General features: G+C 69.8%; 17 protein-coding genes and 1 tRNA gene. 5 read left to right on the top strand and 13 right to left on the bottom strand.

The window, feature by feature from the left end; all coding sequences use genetic code 11:
• Positions 1-25 precede the first annotated feature (25 nt).
• A tRNA-Leu gene (locus RIN43_RS05500) sits at positions 26-101 on the top strand.
• 89 nt (positions 102-190) lie between these two features.
• Here the strand turns inward: RIN43_RS05500 and RIN43_RS05495 are convergent.
• From RIN43_RS05495 to RIN43_RS05455, 9 genes are all read right to left on the bottom strand, one after another.
• Positions 191-1705: an FAD-dependent oxidoreductase gene (locus RIN43_RS05495; protein WP_309127883.1), complete on the bottom strand. Its 1515-nt coding sequence runs from the start codon at positions 1703-1705 to the stop codon at positions 191-193.
• A 38-nt stretch (positions 1706-1743) separates the two neighbouring features.
• Positions 1744-3102, bottom strand: coding sequence for a S8 family serine peptidase (locus RIN43_RS05490; protein WP_309127882.1), 1359 nt, complete (start codon positions 3100-3102; stop codon positions 1744-1746).
• Positions 3099-3632, bottom strand: coding sequence for a DUF501 domain-containing protein (locus RIN43_RS05485; RefSeq protein ID WP_309127881.1), 534 nt, complete (start codon positions 3630-3632; stop codon positions 3099-3101). Before RIN43_RS05485 ends, RIN43_RS05490 begins: the two co-directional genes overlap by 4 nt.
• A 35-nt stretch (positions 3633-3667) precedes the next feature.
• Positions 3668-4225, bottom strand: a complete 558-nt coding sequence (locus RIN43_RS05480) for a septum formation initiator family protein (RefSeq protein WP_309127880.1) — start codon at positions 4223-4225, stop codon at positions 3668-3670.
• A gap of 58 nt (positions 4226-4283) precedes the next feature.
• Positions 4284-5564 carry a phosphopyruvate hydratase gene (gene eno / locus RIN43_RS05475; protein WP_309127879.1) on the bottom strand — a complete coding sequence of 427 codons (1281 nt, stop codon included), beginning with the start codon at positions 5562-5564 and terminating at the stop codon, positions 4284-4286.
• 101 nt (positions 5565-5665) lie between these two features.
• Positions 5666-6328 carry an O-methyltransferase gene (locus RIN43_RS05470; RefSeq protein ID WP_309127878.1) on the bottom strand — a complete coding sequence of 221 codons (663 nt, stop codon included), beginning with the start codon at positions 6326-6328 and terminating at the stop codon, positions 5666-5668.
• A 32-nt stretch (positions 6329-6360) separates the two neighbouring features.
• On the bottom strand, positions 6361-7293 hold the full coding sequence (locus tag RIN43_RS05465; RefSeq protein ID WP_309127877.1) for a CPBP family intramembrane glutamic endopeptidase: 933 nt from the start codon (positions 7291-7293) through the stop codon (positions 6361-6363).
• A gap of 13 nt (positions 7294-7306) precedes the next feature.
• Positions 7307-8344 (bottom strand): DUF1648 domain-containing protein, encoded by a 1038-nt coding sequence (locus tag RIN43_RS05460; protein WP_309127876.1) that lies wholly within the window; start codon positions 8342-8344, stop codon positions 7307-7309.
• The gene (locus tag RIN43_RS05455) at positions 8341-8691 is read right to left on the bottom strand and encodes a GntR family transcriptional regulator (protein WP_309127875.1); all 351 of its coding nucleotides are present in this window, start codon (positions 8689-8691) and stop codon (positions 8341-8343) included. The genes RIN43_RS05460 and RIN43_RS05455 overlap by 4 nt, the downstream gene beginning before the upstream one ends.
• Positions 8692-8787: 96 nt before the next feature.
• Here RIN43_RS05455 and RIN43_RS05450 point away from each other — a divergent pair, with 96 nt between their 5' ends.
• Positions 8788-9267, top strand: coding sequence for a DUF4442 domain-containing protein (locus RIN43_RS05450; RefSeq protein WP_309127874.1), 480 nt, complete (start codon positions 8788-8790; stop codon positions 9265-9267).
• A 23-nt stretch (positions 9268-9290) separates the two neighbouring features.
• Positions 9291-10529 carry an amino acid permease gene (locus RIN43_RS05445; protein WP_309127873.1) on the top strand — a complete coding sequence of 413 codons (1239 nt, stop codon included), beginning with the start codon at positions 9291-9293 and terminating at the stop codon, positions 10527-10529.
• Positions 10530-10548: 19 nt separating this feature from the next.
• Here RIN43_RS05445 and RIN43_RS05440 read toward each other — a convergent pair whose 3' ends face one another.
• Positions 10549-11334 (bottom strand): helix-turn-helix domain-containing protein, encoded by a 786-nt coding sequence (locus RIN43_RS05440; protein WP_309127872.1) that lies wholly within the window; start codon positions 11332-11334, stop codon positions 10549-10551.
• Positions 11335-11414: 80 nt separating this feature from the next.
• Here RIN43_RS05440 and RIN43_RS05435 point away from each other — a divergent pair, with 80 nt between their 5' ends.
• The gene (locus RIN43_RS05435; protein ID WP_309127871.1) at positions 11415-11921 is read left to right on the top strand and encodes a VOC family protein; all 507 of its coding nucleotides are present in this window, start codon (positions 11415-11417) and stop codon (positions 11919-11921) included.
• Between the two features lie 71 nt (positions 11922-11992).
• Here the strand turns inward: RIN43_RS05435 and hisS are convergent, their stop codons facing one another.
• From hisS to RIN43_RS05420, 3 genes are all read right to left on the bottom strand, one after another.
• Positions 11993-13258 carry a histidine--tRNA ligase gene (gene hisS, locus RIN43_RS05430; protein ID WP_309128119.1) on the bottom strand — a complete coding sequence of 422 codons (1266 nt, stop codon included), beginning with the start codon at positions 13256-13258 and terminating at the stop codon, positions 11993-11995.
• A 61-nt stretch (positions 13259-13319) separates the two neighbouring features.
• Positions 13320-13997, bottom strand: a complete 678-nt coding sequence (locus tag RIN43_RS05425) for a MazG family protein (RefSeq protein WP_309127870.1) — start codon at positions 13995-13997, stop codon at positions 13320-13322.
• 16 nt (positions 13998-14013) lie between these two features.
• Positions 14014-15180: a Na+/H+ antiporter NhaA gene (locus RIN43_RS05420; RefSeq protein WP_309127869.1), complete on the bottom strand. Its 1167-nt coding sequence runs from the start codon at positions 15178-15180 to the stop codon at positions 14014-14016.
• A 96-nt stretch (positions 15181-15276) separates the two neighbouring features.
• Between RIN43_RS05420 and RIN43_RS05415 the strand changes: the two genes are divergently transcribed.
• Entirely contained in the window at positions 15277-17943 is a 2667-nt protein-coding gene (locus tag RIN43_RS05415) for a phosphoenolpyruvate carboxylase (protein WP_309127868.1), read from the top strand.
• Positions 17944-18052: the final 109 nt, after the last annotated feature.

The raw sequence follows: 18052 nt of genomic DNA, 5'->3' as shown, positions 1-18052 counted from the left end.
CCGTGGCACGGTTAGGCTGGCACGGGCCCCCATAGCCCAACGGCAGAGGCAGGCGTCTTAAACACGCTCAAGTCCGGGTTCGAATCCCGGTGGGGGCACCAAGCGGCCGCACCGATCGGGGACGGGACTCCGGGAACGTGAGAGGCCCGCTCGAGAACGGATCTCGAACGGGCCTCACAGCGGAAGAGTCTCAGGCGTCGACCTTGACGGTCTCCGCCTTGGCTGCATCCTTCTTGGCCGCCGGCTTCTTTGCGGCCGGTTTCTTGGTCGTAGCCTTCTTGGGCGCGGCATCCGCCTTCGCCGGCTCAGCCTCGGACGCGGGAGCCGCCGGCTCAGCCTTGGCGGGAGCTGCAGGCGCGGCGGGAGCCGCCGGAGCAGCTGCCGCAGGACGCGGGCGGGCGGCGAATTCCTCGAAGACGTGACGCGGGTTCTGCACTGCCTCGAGGTTCACGATGTCGCGGCCCAGCCACAGGTTGTTCCACCAGCCCCAGAACACCCTGAACTTGCGCTCCCACGACGGCATGGCCAGGCCGTGGTAGCCGCGGTGCGCGATCCAGGCGAGGAAGCCCTTGATCGCGATCCTGCCCGACTGGAAGACACCGTTGTAGAGACCGAGACCCGCGACGGCGCCGAGGTTCTTGTGGAAGTAGTCCTTGGTGCCCTCGCCGCGCAGCACAGCGACCAGGTTCTTCGCGAGGAGCTTCGCCTGACGCACGGCGTGCTGTGCATTCGGCACGCAGTAGCCGCCGACGCCGCCGCCGGAGAGGTCGGGAACGGCCGACACGTCACCCGCCGCCCAAGCGCCCTCGACGGGCAGCTCGGTGGTGCCGACACGCAGGTCGGCGCGGGTCTGGATGCGACCGCGCTCCTCGATCGGCAGGTCGCCACCGCGCACCACCGTCGGGTTGGCCATGACGCCAGCGGTCCAGACGATCAGATCCGTCGGGATGACCTCGCCGGTCGACAGTTCCACGTCGCCGCCGACGGCGCCGGTCACCTGCGTGTCGAGGTGCACGTTGGCACCCCGCTTGGCGAGGTCCTTGAGCACCCACTCGCTGGTCTTCAGCGAGACCTCGGGCATGATCCGGCCCATCGCCTCGATGAGGTGGAAGTGGGTGTCCTCGAACGTCAACTGCGGGTACTTCGAGATCAGCGACGAGGCCAGCGAGCGCAGCTCGGCGAAGGCCTCGATACCGGCGAAACCGCCGCCCACGACGACGACGGTCAGCAGACGGTCGCGCTCCGGTCCGGCCGGGATGGCGGACGCCTTGTCGAAGTTCGAGAGCAGCTTGTCGCGCACCGCGACGGCCTCTTCGATCGTCTTCAGCCCGATGGCGTTGTCGGCGATGCCCGGGATCGGGAACGTACGCGACACGGCGCCTGCCGTGACGACGATCTGGTCGTACGCGAACTCGTACGGCTCACCGATCGGCGGCGTGATCGTCGCGACCTTGCGCGCGTGATCGATGCCCGTGATCTTCGCCGTGATGACATGCGTGCGCTTGAGGTGACGGCGGTGGGCGACCACAGCGTGACGCGGCTCGATCGAGCCCGCCGCGACCTCGGGGAGGAACGGCTGGTAGGTCATGTAGGGAAGCGGGTCCACCATGGTGACCTCGGCCTCGCCCTTGCGGAGATGCTTCTCGAGCTTCCAGGCCGTGTAGAAGCCTGCGTAGCCGCCGCCGACGATCAGAATGCGGGGCACAGTGCTGTTCTGAGGCACAGGGGGACAACTCCTCGTCGTCATGGGGTTGGTGCGCGTCGACCGCGCTCCGTTCGGATGCGCCGGGCAGCTGCGGTGACGCCAAGCCCAACCAGGATACCAGGGACTGTGACCGCCAGGAGCGGCAGGGTACCGTACCGCAGGGATTCGGCGGTGGGAAGCAGCGGGGAGCCGGGTTCGGTCGGAGGCTCCGCCGCCGGAAGCGGTGGCACCACGACCGGCGAGGTGGTCGGCTCGGGCTCCGGCTCGTCAGGGGACTCGGCACGGCGGTGCACGCGGATCCAGTCCTCGAGGTCTCCCATCGGGTTCGCCGAGACGGGCGGCACGGTCGCCGTCACCGCGGCGTTGGCGTCGAGCAGGCCGTAGCCATACAGGGGATCCTGGGGCTGCCGGGCGCCCGGCACCTCGATCGCGGTCTTGATGATCCGATTGATCACGTTCGCGGCATCCAGCTCGGGATGTGCCGCGCGCACCAGAGCCGCGGCCCCCGCGACGATCGGCGCGGCCCCGCTGGTGCCGTCCCACGAGACGACGGTGCCGTCGGCCGACATGCCCAGCAGCGACTCGCTGGGCGCGGATATCCCGATGGTGATCCCCTGTGTGGATGCTTCACGGCTGGCGGTTCCGGTCTGATCGACGCCGCCGACCGTGAGCACGCCGGGGATGGTCGCGGGCGCACCGACCATGGAGGTGCCGCTGCCCCGGTTGCCCGCCGCGACGACCACGACCACGTCGTGCTCGAACGCGTACATGAACGCCTCATCCCAGCTCTCGTCCCAGTCCAGCGTGTTCGTGGTGAACGAGAGGTTGATGATGTCGGCACCGTGGTCGACCGCCCAGTGCATCGCCTTCGCGACCTGCTCGGCGAAGGGCACCGAGGCGGACGCGCCGAATCCGAGCGAGACCGACAGCAGGTTCGCCTCGGGCGCGACGCCGATCATGCCGGTGCCGTCGGGGTTGCCGCGACCTGCCGCGAGCGACGCCACCCAGGATCCGTGATTGCTGTCCACGGGTCCCACGGGCGTACGACCGTCCGGGGTGCCGCTGCCGGAGACATCGGTGCCGTCCAAGACGGCGCCGTCGAAGGTCACGGGCGGCTGGCCGATCCCCGTATCGATCACGGCGATCGTCACGCCCTTGCCGCGCGTCTCCCGCCAGGCCTCGCGGATGCCGGCGCCGTCAAGCCAGTACTCGGCCGCACGCACGGGGTCCGCGGGATCGTCGGCGATCGGGATCGGCTCCGGTGACGGCGTCGGCGTCTCAGCGGTCTCGGCCCCCGGGACGACCGCCACAGCGGCCGGCACCGTGCCCAGCAGCAGCACGGATGCTGTCACCGCCGCGACTGCGACGGCGCCGGGCAGCATCCGCCGCCTGATCATCCCGCCGAGACTCCGAGAGCCGCGCCCGGCTCGCTGCACTCGCAGCGGTCGGGCGACCAGGTCGCGCGGGCGAGCGCCGCGTCTCCGATCGGGTTGACCCCGCGACCCGCGGCGAGAGCATGACCCGCCAGGGCGTGCAGGCACTTGACCCTGCTGGGCATGCCGCCGGCCGAGATGCCGGCGATCTCCGGCACCTCGCCGAACTGGGCACGGTCGGTCAGGTACGCCTCGTGCGCTGCGCGGTAAGCGTCGGCGGTGGCCTGATCGTCGGCGAGCAGTCCCGCGAGGTCGGGCATCACCTGGTTCGCCTCGAGGGTCGACATCGCCGCGGTCGCAGCCGGATGCGTCAGGTAGTAGAACGTCGGAAACGGGGTGCCGTCGTCAAGCCGCGGCGAGGTGGCGACCACAGTCGGGTTGCCGCAGACGCATCGGGCGGCGATGCCCACGACACCGCGCGCCGTGCGCCCGAGCTGGCTCGACACGACGGCGATCTCGGCGGCGGTTGGCGTCTCGAAGGGCGGTCTCGTCACACCTCAAGAGTAGGCGAGCAAGCCTGTGTGAAGACTCACCGTCCCGGCGCTTCGACCGCCGTCTTCGCCATGCCCGAGCTCGTGATGCTGCGCAGCAGCTGCGGCATCCAGTCCGCCGGACGCTCCTGGATCTCGTCGCTGACCTCACGCTGCTCGGGTGGCAGCTCGGCCGGGTCGAGGTCGTTGTCGACGAGGAACACGACCTCACCCGGCTTCACGTAGTAGAGCCGTTCCCGCGCCTGCGTCGTGATGTACGCGGGATCCTCCCACCGCACGCGCTCGTGCTCGAGCTCGGCGATCTGATCCTCCGTCAGCTGCACTGCGTCCTGCAGCGCAGCGATCCGCTGGCGCTGGTCGAGATATGTGCCGACGGTGGGAACGAGCACCCACGTGCCGAGCACGACGAGCGACAGCATGATCGCGGCGAATCCCGAGAGACGGATCCCGCTCGCCCACTCCCGTACGTCGACCGTGCGGTCGGAGCGCCGCGCTGCATCCGATCGTGTGCGCGAGCCGCCGGCCGCGCGCGAACCGCCCTTCGCCCGCTCCTCGTGGGCCGGAGACGATGAGGGGAGAGTCGGACGCCTGGCCATGGACTCTCCCCTCCTCCGCACTCAGGCGGACACGTCACTCCTGCGGCAGGATCACCGATCAGTCCTGGAAGCGCGGGAAGGCGGAGCGGCCGGCGAAGACCGCGGCGTCGCCCAGCTCCTCCTCGATGCGCAGAAGCTGATTGTACTTCGCGACACGCTCGCTGCGGGCGGGCGCACCGGCCTTGATCTGACCGGAGTTCGTCGCGACGACGAGGTCGGCGATCGTGGTGTCCTCGGTCTCGCCGGAGCGGTGCGAGAGCATCGCCGTGTAACCGGAGCGGTGGGCGAGGCTGACCGCGTCGAACGTCTCGGTGAGCGTGCCGATCTGGTTCACCTTGACCAGCAGCGAGTTGCCCACGCCACGGCGGATTCCGTCGGCCAGACGCGACGGGTTGGTCACGAACAGGTCATCGCCGACGAGCTGCACCTTGCTGCCGAGCGCGTCGGTGAGCGCCTTCCAGTTGTCCCAGTCGTCTTCGGCGAGCGCGTCCTCGATCGTGACGATCGGGTAGTCGTTCACCAGGCCCACGTAGTACTCGGTCAGCGCGGCCGCGTCCCAGTCCTTGCCGTCGAGGCGGTACACGCCGTCGTTGAAGAACTCGGTCGCAGCGACGTCCAGCCCCAGCGCGATGTCCTCACCCGGGGTGAAGCCCGCCTTCTCGATGGCCTTGATCAGGAAGTCCAGACCTTCGCGGTTGCTGGGCAGGTCGGGGGCGAAGCCGCCCTCGTCACCGAGGCCGGTCGCGTAGCCGGCCGCCTTCAGCTCGGCCTTGAGCACGTGGTAGGTCTCAACGCCCCAGCGCAGCGACTCGGAGTACGTCTCGGCACCGATCGGAGCGAGGAAGAACTCCTGCATGTCGATGCCGTTGTCGGCGTGCTCGCCGCCGTTGATCACGTTGAACAGCGGAACGGGCAGCAGGTGCGCGTTCGGTCCGCCCAGGTAGCGGAACAGCGGCAGGTCGGCCGAGTCGGCGGCTGCCTTCGCCACTGCGAGGCTCACACCGAGGATGGCGTTCGCACCCACGCGTTTCTTGTTCTCGGTTCCGTCGACCTCGATGAGGATCTCGTCGATGACGCGCTGCTCGCTCGCCTCGACACCCTCGATGGCCGGCCCCAGCTCGTCGATGACGGCCTCGACCGCCTTGAGCACGCCCTTGCCGCCGTACCGGCTCTTGTCACCGTCGCGCAGCTCGTACGCCTCGAACGCGCCGGTCGACGCGCCAGAGGGAACGGCGGCGCGCTGCACGATGCCGTCATCGAGGAGCACCTCCACCTCGACGGTCGGGTTTCCGCGCGAGTCGAGAATCTCGCGTGCGCCTACAGCCTCGATCAGTGCCACAGATGTGCTCCTTCGAAAGGGAGAAAGGGGTGGTGGAGCGACGTCGATCCGTGGGTCAGTCTAGCCGGGTGGCCGTCGCCGTCTCGGGGCCGTTCCGAGAATCAGGCGATGAGTGCGATCGCGATGCCGTCCCACCCTTTGAGTCCGACGGTCTGCAGCGCGGTCGCGTCGAACCGCGGGTCCTCGCTCAGCATCCGAAGTCCCTCCAGGGTGCCGAGCACCTTGGTGTCCGAGGTCGCATCGTTGATGATCTCGCCGTCGCGACCGACGTTGTCGAGGATCACGACCGTACCCGGATGCCCGAGCTTCGCCGCCCAGTCCAGGTAGGCGGTGTTCGACTCCTTGTCGGCGTCGATGAACACCAGGTCGAAACCGCCGACGAGAGTCGGCAGAACATCAACCCCGCGCCCGACCCTGATGTCCACGCGCTCGCCGACGCCGGCCGCGTCGATGCTTCGGCGCGCGACTGCGGCATTCGCTGCTTCGGCCTCGATGGACACGACCCTGCCGTTCTCACCGACCGCCCTCGCCATCCAGATCGTCGAGTAGCCGCCGAGGGTGCCGATCTCGAGCACGCGCCGGGCACCACTCATTCGCACCAGGAGGTTGAGCAGCTTCCCCGCAACGGGCGCGACCTCGATCTCGGGCATGCCGGCATCGCGCTGCGCGGCGAGGGCCGCCTCCAGCGCGGGGTCAGAACCCACGAGAAGCTCGGCGAGGAAGTCATCGGCGGCGCGCCAGTTCTGCGGGTTCGAGTCGACCATGATCACAGCCAACCGTCGTCCCCTGCCCGAGGTCAAGCGGCGCGCCGCCCCCTCCCGCTCGCGGTCAGCTGCGGCTGACGTCTGAACTGGCCCGTCACCAGCAGTGCGAGGATCACGACAGCGCCCACGATCCAACCCGAGACGCCGAGCGCATACCCGAGCGCCGGATCGAACGCCTCCCCCGTTGCGAGGAACAGCAGTGGGAGGCCTGCCGATGCGTTCAGCGCACCGTGCGCGAAGACTGCCGGCCATACGGAACCGGTGCGCAGACGCAGCCAGCCGAGCAGCACGCCCCACACGATGCAGGCGCCGGTCATGAGCAGCACGCCCGTGATGTCGGTACGGCCGAAGTTGTACCCCAGCAGGATGAGCGGCGCGTGCCAGAGCCCCCAGATCGCCCCGCTGATGAGCAGCGCAGGCCAGGTTCCGAGCCCGCGCAGTGCCGGAACGAGGTATCCGCGCCATCCGAGTTCCTCCCCGAACGCGGCGAGCGCATTGACCGTCGCGGCGGCGACCGGGACGATGGCGAGCTGCGACGCGACGACCAGCCAGGTCGGCGGCAGCGCCGCCCCTGCGGGCAGCGCCGACTCGAGAAGCAGGCGATACCCGGAGAGCTCGGCGAAGTCCGAAGGGAGCCAGCCCAGGGCGGCGGCGACCAGCATGGCGACGACGACCACCGCGACGGTTCCGGACAACGCGATCACGCTCATCCAGATCACGCGCTTCGCGGGGTGGACCGGCCACACTCCGAGGAATCGCAGCCGCTGCCCCTTCGGCACCGGGCGCATCACTAACAGGACGAACACCGCGGCGAGCGCCGGGGTGTACATCACTGCCGCCGTCAGCGGTCTGGCGTACGGCTCGGCGAGGCCCTCGCCCAGCCAGAGCGGCAGCGCGACGAGCCAGGCCAGCCCCATCGCCAGAAGTACGAAGACGGTGGTCGCGAGTGGACGGATGCGGATCATCGCTTCTCCTGTCTCAGTTGTCCTGCGATGCTCGGTTGCGTAGGGCTTCGAGCAGGGCTGCGGCGTCGCGCGCCCCGTCGACGGTGACGACTAAGACCGGGCCACCACTCTGCGCCACCTGCAGCGCCTCGCCGGCGCGGAGCACGACGCCGCGCCGTCCGTCGACAGCGACGCGCCATCCCCACCCGCCGAATTCGGCCATGGGGGCGACCTCGACGATCTCGACGGCACTGATGCGGTCGAGCGGGATCCGGATGCTCGGCCACCCGCCAACGGAGCGCACGAGGAGCCCCTCGCCGTTCACACGCACCCGGAAGACCAGCATCGTGCAAACCAGACAGACCATCAGCACGGCGACGGCGGCGAGGATCCAGCCTCCGGCACCTCCCCGCGCGAACTCGAAGGCGGTGGTGGCGAGCAGCACGGTCAGCAGCGCAGCGAGGGTGAGGACACCTCCACGGGCCATCGACGCGGTTCCGAACCAGGCCGCGCGTTCCCCCTGCGCGAGCGCGATGGCCTCAGGCCGGGTGCCCGAGTCCGATGGGTGCAGGGGGGATTTCGGCTGCAGGAACCATCCGGCCGCAGTGCCGATCACCAGCAGGCCGAACCCGAGGAGCACCCACCCGGACACACCCGGTGCCAGCGAGGCGTCGTCGAGGCCGCGCTGCACGCCTGCGGTCGCCAGCGACAGCGATGAGATCATCAGGGCTACGCCCAGGTTGACGCCGCCGAGGAGACGCGCGGTCGGCCCCCATGCCTGGACCGCGGGCGCGTGGCTGCTGCGAGGCAGCCGGTGCGCGAACAGCGACATCACGGCGAGGAGCACGACCACGCCGCCTCCGACGCCGAGAGGCAGGGCGATCGTGGCCCACCGCGGACCGAACCCGTCCACGCCGTTCGTGCCCCAATGGATCGCGACGGGGTCGGGCAGTTCCGGCAGCCAGGCCGTGATCATGGCCGCGACGCTGACGATGATCGCCAGCGGCAGGATCAGACCGACCCAGACGAAGCCGGAGCGCGAGCGTGCAGCGGTCGGGGAATCGGCGATCATGCGGAGTGCTCCTTCACGAGGGCGGCGAGAGTGCCTGGGGTGAGCCCCATGGCGGCGGCGCGCGCCACGAGAGCGGTGATGTCAGCGTGCAACTCGCTCAGAGAGCCGGCTGCCGGAGTGATCACGGCACCTCGTCCTCGACGCAGTTCGATGAGGCCCTCGTCACGCAGGTCCTGGAATGCACGCAGCACGGTGTGCAGGTTGATCCCGAGGCCGGCCGCGATCTCGCGCGCCGCGGGGAGCCTGTCGCCGGGTCGGATGCGCCCAGCCGCGATGGACGTGCGGACGGAGGCGGCGACCTGCTCGAACAGCGGCCGTTCGCTGTGCGAATCGATCGTGAGGAGCATTCCATGCCATTCGATTAGTTCTAGTTCAACTAGAACAGTTATAGCAGTTCGACGAAGGATGCGCGATCCAGGACGTCTGCGGCGATGATGATCCGCATGCGCATCACTCCCCGCCGCCTCGCGATCGGCATGAGCCTGTGGATCCCGAACCTGTTCAGCGGGATCCGCGTCCGCCGCTTCAGCGACGATTGGACGCACGCGACCGTCGAACTGCACGTGAACCCCTTCACGCGCAACTACGTCAAGACCGCTTTCGGCGGATCGATGTCGGCGATGACCGATCCGTACTTCTTCATGCTGGTGATGCACCAGCTGGGCCCGGACTACGTCGTGTGGGACACTCGCGGCGAGATCGAGTTCGTGAAGCCGGGTCGCGGCGTGCTGACGGCGGAGTTCTCCGTGCCGACGCAGAAGGCGGCCGAGCTGCGAGAGCGCGCTCACGGCGGCGCGAGAGTCCTCGAATGGTTCGAGACGGTGATCACCGACCGCGAGGGCGACGTGGTCGCCCGGGTGCGACGCGAGGTGTACGTGCGAGAGAAGAAGCGCGTCACAGCGGCGCGCGTCGCACAGCGTTAACCTCACCATGGGACGATGACGGGATGCCACTCGCCCGCCGACTCTCGCTGACGGATGCCGTCGCGATCGGCCTCGGATCCATGATCGGCGCCGGAGTGTTCGCGGTCTGGGGTCCCGTCATGGAGGTCGCGGGGTCGGGCATCATCGTCGCGCTGGCGATCGCCGCGCTGGTTGCGTTCTGCAACGCCACCTCATCGGCGCAGCTCGCCGCGGTGCACCCCGTCGCCGGCGGCACCTACGCGTATGCGCGCGCCGAGATCGGCCCCTGGTGGGGGTTCATCGCGGGATGGTGCTTCGTGATCGGCAAGATCGCCAGTTGCGCGGCGATGGCGATGACCTTCGCCGCATACGTCGCACCCGAGGCATGGCGCACCACGGTCGCCGTGCTGGCGGTCGCGGCCCTGGCGGCGGTCAACTGCTTCGGTGTGACTCGCACCGCTCTGCTCACGCGCATCCTCGTGGTCTGCGCGCTGCTCGGTCTCGCGATCGCGACAACCGCCGGGTTCACGACGGGAGGCAGCCTCGAGCCCGCTCTTCTGCCGGACACGACGGCGTACGGGGTGCTGCAGGGAGCCGGCCTCGTCTTCTTCGCGTTCGCCGGCTACGCCCGCATCGCGACCATGGGCGAAGAGGTCGCCGACCCCGAGCGCAACATCCCGCGTGCGATCGTGCTGGCGTTCTGCTGCGCAGTCTTCGTCTACGTTCTCGTCGCCGTCGCGGTCATGATGACGCTGGGATCTGCTGCCGTCGGCAGTGCACACCCCGTCGCCGACGTCGTCGACGCGGCGGGCTGGCAGCCGCTCGTCCCCGTCGTGCGCGTGGCGGCGGCCGCCGCATCGCTCGGCGCCCTGCTGGCGCTGCTGACCGGAATCGGCCGCACGACTCTGGCGATGGCCCGCGAAGGCGACGTGCCCCGGTTCCTCGCGGTCATCGACGAAAGGTGGCACGTACCCCGTCGCGCCGAGATCCTGATCGGCTCTGTCGTGATCGCCATCGTGCTGGTCGCCGACCTGCGAGACGCGATCGGTTTCTCTTCGTTCGGGGTGCTGTTGTACTACCTCATCGCGAACGCCTCGGCGTTCCGGCAGAGTCCGGCTGTACGCCGCTACCCACGCGCCCTCCAGGTGATCGGCGCGCTGGGATGCCTGCTGCTGGTGAACACTCTGCCGCTGCTGGCCTCGCTGATCGGGCTGTGCGTCGTGCTCGCCGGTGTCGCGTACCGCGTGCTACGACTTCGGCTGTCCGGTGAACGAGCGCGCTGAATCCTCGCGCCGTCACCCATCAGCGGTCCGCGGGTCGCTGATCGGCTCGATACGCACGCGGCGATACGCCGAGGACGGCCCGGAAGTCGTTGGTGAGATGGGAGTGGTCGGCGTAGCCCAGCTCGGCCGCGATGCGGGCGAGGTCCGCGCCGGGATCATCGCGGATCCGCTGCGCCGCCTCCTGCAGCCTGCGGCGCCTGATCATCGCCGCCGGCGGAAGCCCGACGTGACGGTGCGTCATGCGCTGCAGCGTTCGCAGCGACATGCGCAGGCGGGCTGCAGCATCCTCTGCTCTCAGGATCGTCGCGTCGGTCATCAGCAGATCCGCCATCTCGTTCGCCTGAACGGCGACGGGAGTGAGGGGCCCCACGCGCCGGACGAGCCACGCGGACACAGCGGCGACGGCGCCCGCGTGCCGCTCCTCCCCGCGCATCGCCCGTGTCACCGCATCCTGCAGCTCCGGCGCATCCACGGTCTCACTCGTGTCGACCAGCGCCGAGGGGTTTCCCACCAGCGCGCAGACCGCTGCCGGACGCAGCAGAGCCCCGACCGCCCACCCGCGGCCGGTCAGGTCCCGGAAGCCGGCCCGAGTGGTCGCGCCGGTCAGCTCCACTGCCTCGGGCCCGACGACGAGATTGAGCGCGGGATAGGCCACCACGTGCTGCCGTGAACTGCGGCCACGCTCGATGTCCCACTCGGGGATCCAGAACCACTCCACCAGGTCCACCGCACCCTGCGGCGGGCGGATTCGGCGGAACTCCGGCATCCGCGCCGGATACAGAACTCCCCGTCGCGCATCGATCACGCCACCACGATAGGCGGGCTCGCGACATCCTGTCGCGTATCTTCAAGTGCCGCCACCGTCGTCGTCTCTAGCGTGGGACCATGCACGCATCATCAGGGCTCACGGGAGCCCACACCACGAACGGTCGCCCGCACGCTGCGACCTCCCTCACCCCCTTCCTCGCCATCCCCGGCGCCGCCGACGCCCTGGCGTTCTACCGCGATGTCTTCGGTGCGACGGTCGTGGACGTCACCGAGATGGGCGGCGTCGTCGTCCACGCCGACCTCGACTTCGGGCTCGGCCTGCTGCAGATCGGCGAGCCGACGCCGGAATACCACCTCGTGGCTCCGCCGTCCGGCGAGGACGACTGCTACTCACTCGGAATCTACGTACCGGACGCCGACGCCGTGGTCGAACGCGCGGTGGCCGCCGGCGCCGTGATCCGCGAACCGCTGTCCAACTTCGTCTCGGGCGATCGCTATGCGAGCATCCGTGACCCTTTCGGAGTGCGCTGGTCGGTGATGAGCCGGATCGAGGACCTCTCCGTCGAGGAGAGCGCACGCCGCGTCGAGGAGTGGGCGGCTTCGTTCAACGCCTCGCAGGCGTGATCGCGACGAGGTCTGGCCGCAGAGCCCGGGCGATTCGCCGGTAGCCGTGCGCGGGTTGCTCCCGCGGCCCGTCAGGACAGCGGCTTCACCTCGGCCGTGCCCGGAACATCGCCTGCGCGCACGGACGCGAACGCGGTGTAGCCGTCGGCGGCGGCACGCTCGAGCAGCGCCTTGAGGTTCTTGGTGCGTCGCTCCAGCCGCACCCGTGCGGCGGAGCCGTCGCCCAGGAGGGCCGACTTGTGTGCGAGCAGCTCGGCGACCGGCACGTCGGCGTCGTGCACGAGCACGACGGCCTGCGCGGCATCCGCCTCGCGCTCGGCGACCAGGTCGACGATGCGCTCGAAGCCGATCGAGAAGCCTACCGCCGGCACCTGCTGCCCGAGGAACCGGCCGATCATGCCGTCATAGCGCCCGCCTCCGCCGAGCGAGTAGTCCACCGACGGGTGCGCGAGCTCGAAGATCGTGCCGGTGTAGTAGCCCATGCCTCGCACGAGGAACGGGTCGTAGGCCAGCGGCGGGTCGCCTGCACCTGAACGGGCGGCCGAGACGGCGTCGCCGATGCCGACCAGATGCGCGATCAGCTCGTCGGGTGCCCCCTCGGGCAGCGCCTTGCGGATCTGCCGCTCGCCGTAGGGGTTGTACTCCATGGTCTGCGGACGCTTCAGGAATGCTTCGAACGCATCGACCGCGCCGGCAGTCGCCCCGCGCTCGCGCAGCTCGGCGGTCACGCCGTCGGGCCCGATCTTGTCGAGCTTGTCGATCGTGATCAGCACGCCGGGACGCTCCTCGGCGGTGAACCCGAACGAGTCGAGCATCCAGTCCAGCGCGCGCCGATCATTCACCCGCACCATGCCGCCCTCGAGCCCGAGCGCGTCGACGGTGTCGAGCGACGCGGCGATCAGCTCGGCCTCGGCACGCGCGCTGTCATCGCCCATGATGTCGATGTCGCACTGTACGAACTGGCGGTAGCGGCCCTTCTGAGGGCGCTCGGCGCGCCAGACCGGTCCGATCTGGATCGAGCGGAACACGCTCGGCAGCTGACCGCGGTTGGTCGCGTAGAAGCGTGCCAGAGGCACGGTGAGGTCGTAGCGCAGCCCGAGGTCGCTGAGCGCCGCGGGGTCGTCCGCAGCGTCGCGGATGGCGTCGGCGTCCAGTCCACGGCGCAGGATGTTGTATGACAGCTTCTCGTTGTCGCCGCCGATGCCCGCATGCAGCCGGTCGTACTCCTCGACCACCGGGGTCTCGATCTCGTCGAAGCCGTGCGCGCGGTAGCGCTCGCGGATGACGGCGAGCACGCGCTCGCGGCGAGCCTTGTCTGCGGGGAGGAAGTCGCGCATTCCGCGCGGCGGGTTCACTGTTGCCACCCGCCCATTCTCCCAGGTTCGCGGACGGGCCCCGTCAGGCCTCGGCGGAGCGCACCTCGTCCTCGAGCAGGCGGAGGCGCTCGCGCAGGGCACGCTCGGCGTCCCAGCCGTTCGCGTGCGCCGCAGCGGCGAGGGTCAGCAGCAGCTCGCCCAGCTCCTCCTCCGACTCCGGCGCGGCTCCGATCTCGGCGGCATCGTGCGCCGCGAGAGCGACATCGGCCCCCGCCCCGACCCTGGCCGCCCTGCCCAGCACCTTCTGTGCGCGCGCCAGCGCAGGCATGCTGGAAGGCACGCCGTCGAGCACGCTGCGTCGTTCGCGCTTCTCGGCCGCCTTCGCCGCATTCCAATGCACCAGAACCTCGTGCGGCGTCGTGGCGACCGCGTCGGCGAAGACGTGCGGATGCCGCCTCACCATCTTCTCGGCGAGGCCGCGCGCGACGTCATCGATGTCGAAGGGGTCATCGGGATGCTGAGCGGCGACGGCGGAGTGGAACAGCACCTGCCAGAGCAGATCTCCCAGCTCCTCGCGCAGCTCAGCGCGGTCGCCGGCCTCCACGGCTTCGATCAGCTCATGCGACTCCTCGATGAGGTAGGGCACGAGATCCCGGTGGGTGATCTGCTGCGACCAGACGCAGCGCTCGCGCACCTGGCGCATCGTCTCCGCGGCCGCACGCAGCGGGTCGCGAACGGTCAACGGGTCAGGATCGGCCATCGCCCTCTCCTCGATGTCAGGAACTCGCAGCTGCGAGCACACGGTAGTGCCGCGCACGCATCGACACGAAGACGCCCGACAGCAGCAGAGCGATCAGCGAGCCTCCCAGCACTCCGAGGATCGCCTGGTCGCGCACCTCGGCGTCCGCTGCGAAGGCGAGGTTCGCGAGGAGCAGCGACACGGTGAATCCGATGCCGCCGAGCATGCCGGCCGCGATCACATCGGGCAGCGCGAGCGCGGGCGCCGTGCCTCGCGGGCGCAGTTGCAGGCTCAGCCAGCCGAACAGCGTTATGCCGATGATCTTGCCGACGGGCAGCGCGATGAGGATCGCCCAGAACGCCGGCGACAGCTCAGTCGGCGACACTGCGGGGATCACGACGAATGCCGCGGCGAACGCGAACACCGGCAGAATCACCCCGTTCACGGTCGGCTCGAGCGCATGCCGCACCCGCTCCGCGGGCACCGGCGCCATGACCAGCCCGAGCATGACCCCGGCGATCGTGGCATGGATGCCGGATGCCGCCATCAGTCCCCACGCGACGACGCCGACGACTCCCATGGTGACAGCGATGCCGGAGTGGCCGCTGGCGTGCAGCCAGTGGCTGAGCAGCCAGAAGACGAGCACGGCCACCACCGCGATCGCGAACATCAGCCAGTCGACGTCGTGCGCGAACAGCACGGCTATGAAGATGATGCCGATGATGTCGTCGAGGATCGCGAGAGCCAGCAGGAACACGCGCACCGCCGAAGGCAGGCCCTTGCCGAACATGGCGAGAACGCCCAGGGCGAACGCGATGTCGGTGGCCGTGGGGATCGGCCACCCGCCGGCTGTGCCCTCGCCCCCCGCGATGAGCAGATAGACCGCGATGGGCACCAGCACGCCGCCGGCCGCCGCGATCGCCGGTTGCACGGCCTTGCGCGCCGAGTTGAGCTCGCCGTGCGTGAGCTCGTGTCGAAGTTCGATGGCGACGACGAGGAAGAATATGGCAAGCAGACCGTCCGAGATCCAATGCGCGACCGAGAGGTCGAGGGGCGTGCCCGGGATCGCGATGTGCGCGTGCAGCACCGAGGCGATCGCGTCGTGGGTCGGCACGTTCGCCAGCAGCAGGCCGAGACCTGCGGCAGCGAGCAGAAGGGCTGCGGGGAACTGCTGCCCGCGGAGCGGGTTCGACGAGATGCGCATCGCTCCCCATGCTAGTTGCCGGGCCCTGCTGCCCGCCGGTCGCGGGCACGGGTAACAGACGACGGGCGTCCCGAACGCGCGGGATACTCTCGAAGAATGTCGCTCGAGCCAACGAACACCGAAGCCATCCGCGTCATCACCCGATTCGAGGCTTCCAACGGCATTCCCGAGGCGATGCGATCCGACGTGCGGATGCTCGGGGGCCTGCTCGGCCAGGTGCTGCGCGAGTCGGGCACACCGGGCCTGTTCGAGGATGTCGAGCGGCTGCGTATCGCGACGATCCAAGCGGCCGAGGCCGAGACGGATGAGGCGTTCGAGCGCGCCACAGCGATCGCCGAGTCGTTCACGATCGAGCGCGCCGACGAGGTCGCCCGTGCGTTCACCTGCTACTTCCACCTGGTGAACCTCGCCGAGGAGCATCAGCGCGTGCGCGTGCTGCGCGAGAGGGCAGGACAGCCCGGCCGCGAGGATGCCGCTGACACCGTCGCCACGGCGTTCGCACAGCTCAGCCGCGAAGTGGGCGACGAGGAGGCCCGCCGGCGGCTGGCCGAGCTGCGCTTCCACCCGGTGTTCACCGCGCACCCGACCGAAGCGAGGCGGCGTGCGGTGTCCGGCAGCATCCGCCGCCTCTCCGAGCTGCTCACCCAGCACGATGCGGCGAGCGCCGGCGGCGCCGAGGAGCGGCGAGCCGTTCGCCGGATGCTGGAGGAGATCGACACGCTGTGGCGCACGGCGCCGCTGCGTGCGCAGAAGCCCAGCCCCACCGACGAGGTCCGCACCGTGATGGGCGTCTTCGACGAGACCCTGTTCACCACGGTTCCGCACGTGTATCGCCGTATCGACGACGCACTGCGCGGCGACGCATCCGGTCATGAGGCACCTGTCGTGCCGGCCTTCGTGCGCGTCGGATCCTGGGTCGGCGGCGACCGAGACGGCAACCCCTTCGTCACGGCATCCGTGACCAGGGAGGCCGCGGAGATCGCATCCGATCATGTGCTGCGGGGCATCGAACGCGCCATCGAGCGCATCGGACGTACGCTGACTCTCGATGCCGCCGACACTCCCCCGAGCGAGGGCGTGGCCGCGATCTGGCGGCGCCTGGAGACCTCACAGCCGCAGCTGGCGGCCGAGATCGCGAAGCGCTCGCCCGACGAGCCCCACCGCAGGGTGATGCTCTCGCTCGCACACCGAGTCGGAGCGACCCGCGCCCGTGCAGGAGACGCGTACACGGCTCCGGAGGAGCTCCTCGAGGACCTGCGTGCCGTGCAGTCCTCGCTGCTCGAAGCCGGGGCGCGGCGGCACGCGTTCGGCGGTGTGCAGCATCTGATCTGGCAGGTCGAGACCTACGGCTTCCACCTCACTGAGCTGGAAGTGCGCCAGCACTCCAAGGTGCACGCCCAGGCCCTCGCCGAGATCGAGTCGGGCGGCGCGCTGAGCGAGCAGACCGAGGAGGTGCTCGACGTGTTCCGCGCGATCGCCGACATCCAGAGGCGCCACGGCCTGCGCGCGGCGGGCCGCTACGTCGTCTCGTTCACGCAGTCGGCCGCCGACCTCGCAGCCGTGCACCGGCTGGCTGCGCACGCCATGGGCTCGGACGCCCCCGTGCTCGACGTCGTGCCGCTGTTCGAGACGTTCGCCGATCTCCAGGCCGCGCCCGGCATTCTCGCCGAGGCGGTGCGGTTCCCCGAGTTCCAGGCGCGGATGGCCGCCACGGGCAACCGTCTCGAGGTGATGCTCGGGTACTCGGACTCGTCGAAGGACGTCGGGCCCGTGGCCGCCAACCTCGCCCTCTACGAGGCGCAGCGCGAGATCGCGCGGTGGGCGAGGGAATCCGGCATCCGACTCACCCTGTTCCACGGGCGCGGCGGCGCACTCGGCCGCGGCGGCGGGCCGGCGAACTCGGCGATCCTCGCGCAGCCGCCCCACTCCGTCGAGGGCCGCTTCAAGCTCACCGAGCAGGGTGAGGTGATCTTCGCCCGCTACGGCGAGCCTGCCATCGCCATGCGGCACATCGACCAGGTCGCCGCCGCGACGCTGCTGGCCTCCTCCCCCACCGTCGAGCAGCGCACGAGCGGCGCGGCCGAGCGGTTCGCCTCCATCGCTGCGACGATGGACACCGCCTCGAGAGAGCGCTTCTTCTCCCTCGTCGGCGCCGACGGTTTCGCACCCTGGTTCGCGACGGTCACGCCGCTGGAGGAGATCGGCCTGCTCGCCCTCGGTTCGCGGCCCGCTCGCCGCGGCCTCTCCGTCGAGTCCCTCGAGGATCTGCGTGCCATCCCGTGGGTCTTCGCCTGGACCCAGGCCCGCATCAACCTCGCGGGCTGGTTCGGGCTGGGCTCGGCGCTCGACGCGGTCGGCGACGAGCAGGCGCTGCGCGAGGCGTACCGGGAATGGCCGCTGCTTCGCACCATGATCGACAACGTCGCCATGAGCCTGGCGAAGACCGACGAGCGCATCGCCCGCCGGTATCTCGCCCTCGGCGATCGAGACGATCTCGCCGCCCTCGTGCTCGAGGAACTGCGGCTCACCCGGGAATGGGTGGTGCGCCTCACCGGCGGCGACGGCCTGCTCGAGAACAAGCCGATCCTGCAGCGCGCCGTTCAGCTGCGCACGCCCTACGTCGACGCACTGTCACTGCTGCAGTTGCGCGCGCTGCGCGGGCTGCGCTCTGACGCCGATCAGCCCGTGGACGACCCCGAACTGCGCCGGCTGCTGCTGCTGTCGGTGAGCGGAGTGGCGGCCGGACTGCAGAACACCGGCTGACCCTGCCCCTGATCCAGCCGTGAGATGCGCCCGACACCGCACGCTAAAGTGTGAAACCGAGCCTGATCCGGCGACGCATCACGCGACACGATCGCACCCTCCCATCCCC

Source organism: Microbacterium sp. (assembly GCF_031178445.1).
In the GTDB taxonomy this organism is placed as follows: domain Bacteria; phylum Actinomycetota; class Actinomycetes; order Actinomycetales; family Microbacteriaceae; genus Microbacterium.
The sequence above is the reverse complement of the archived record's forward strand: the minus strand, read 5'-3'. Positions and strand labels throughout refer to the sequence as shown.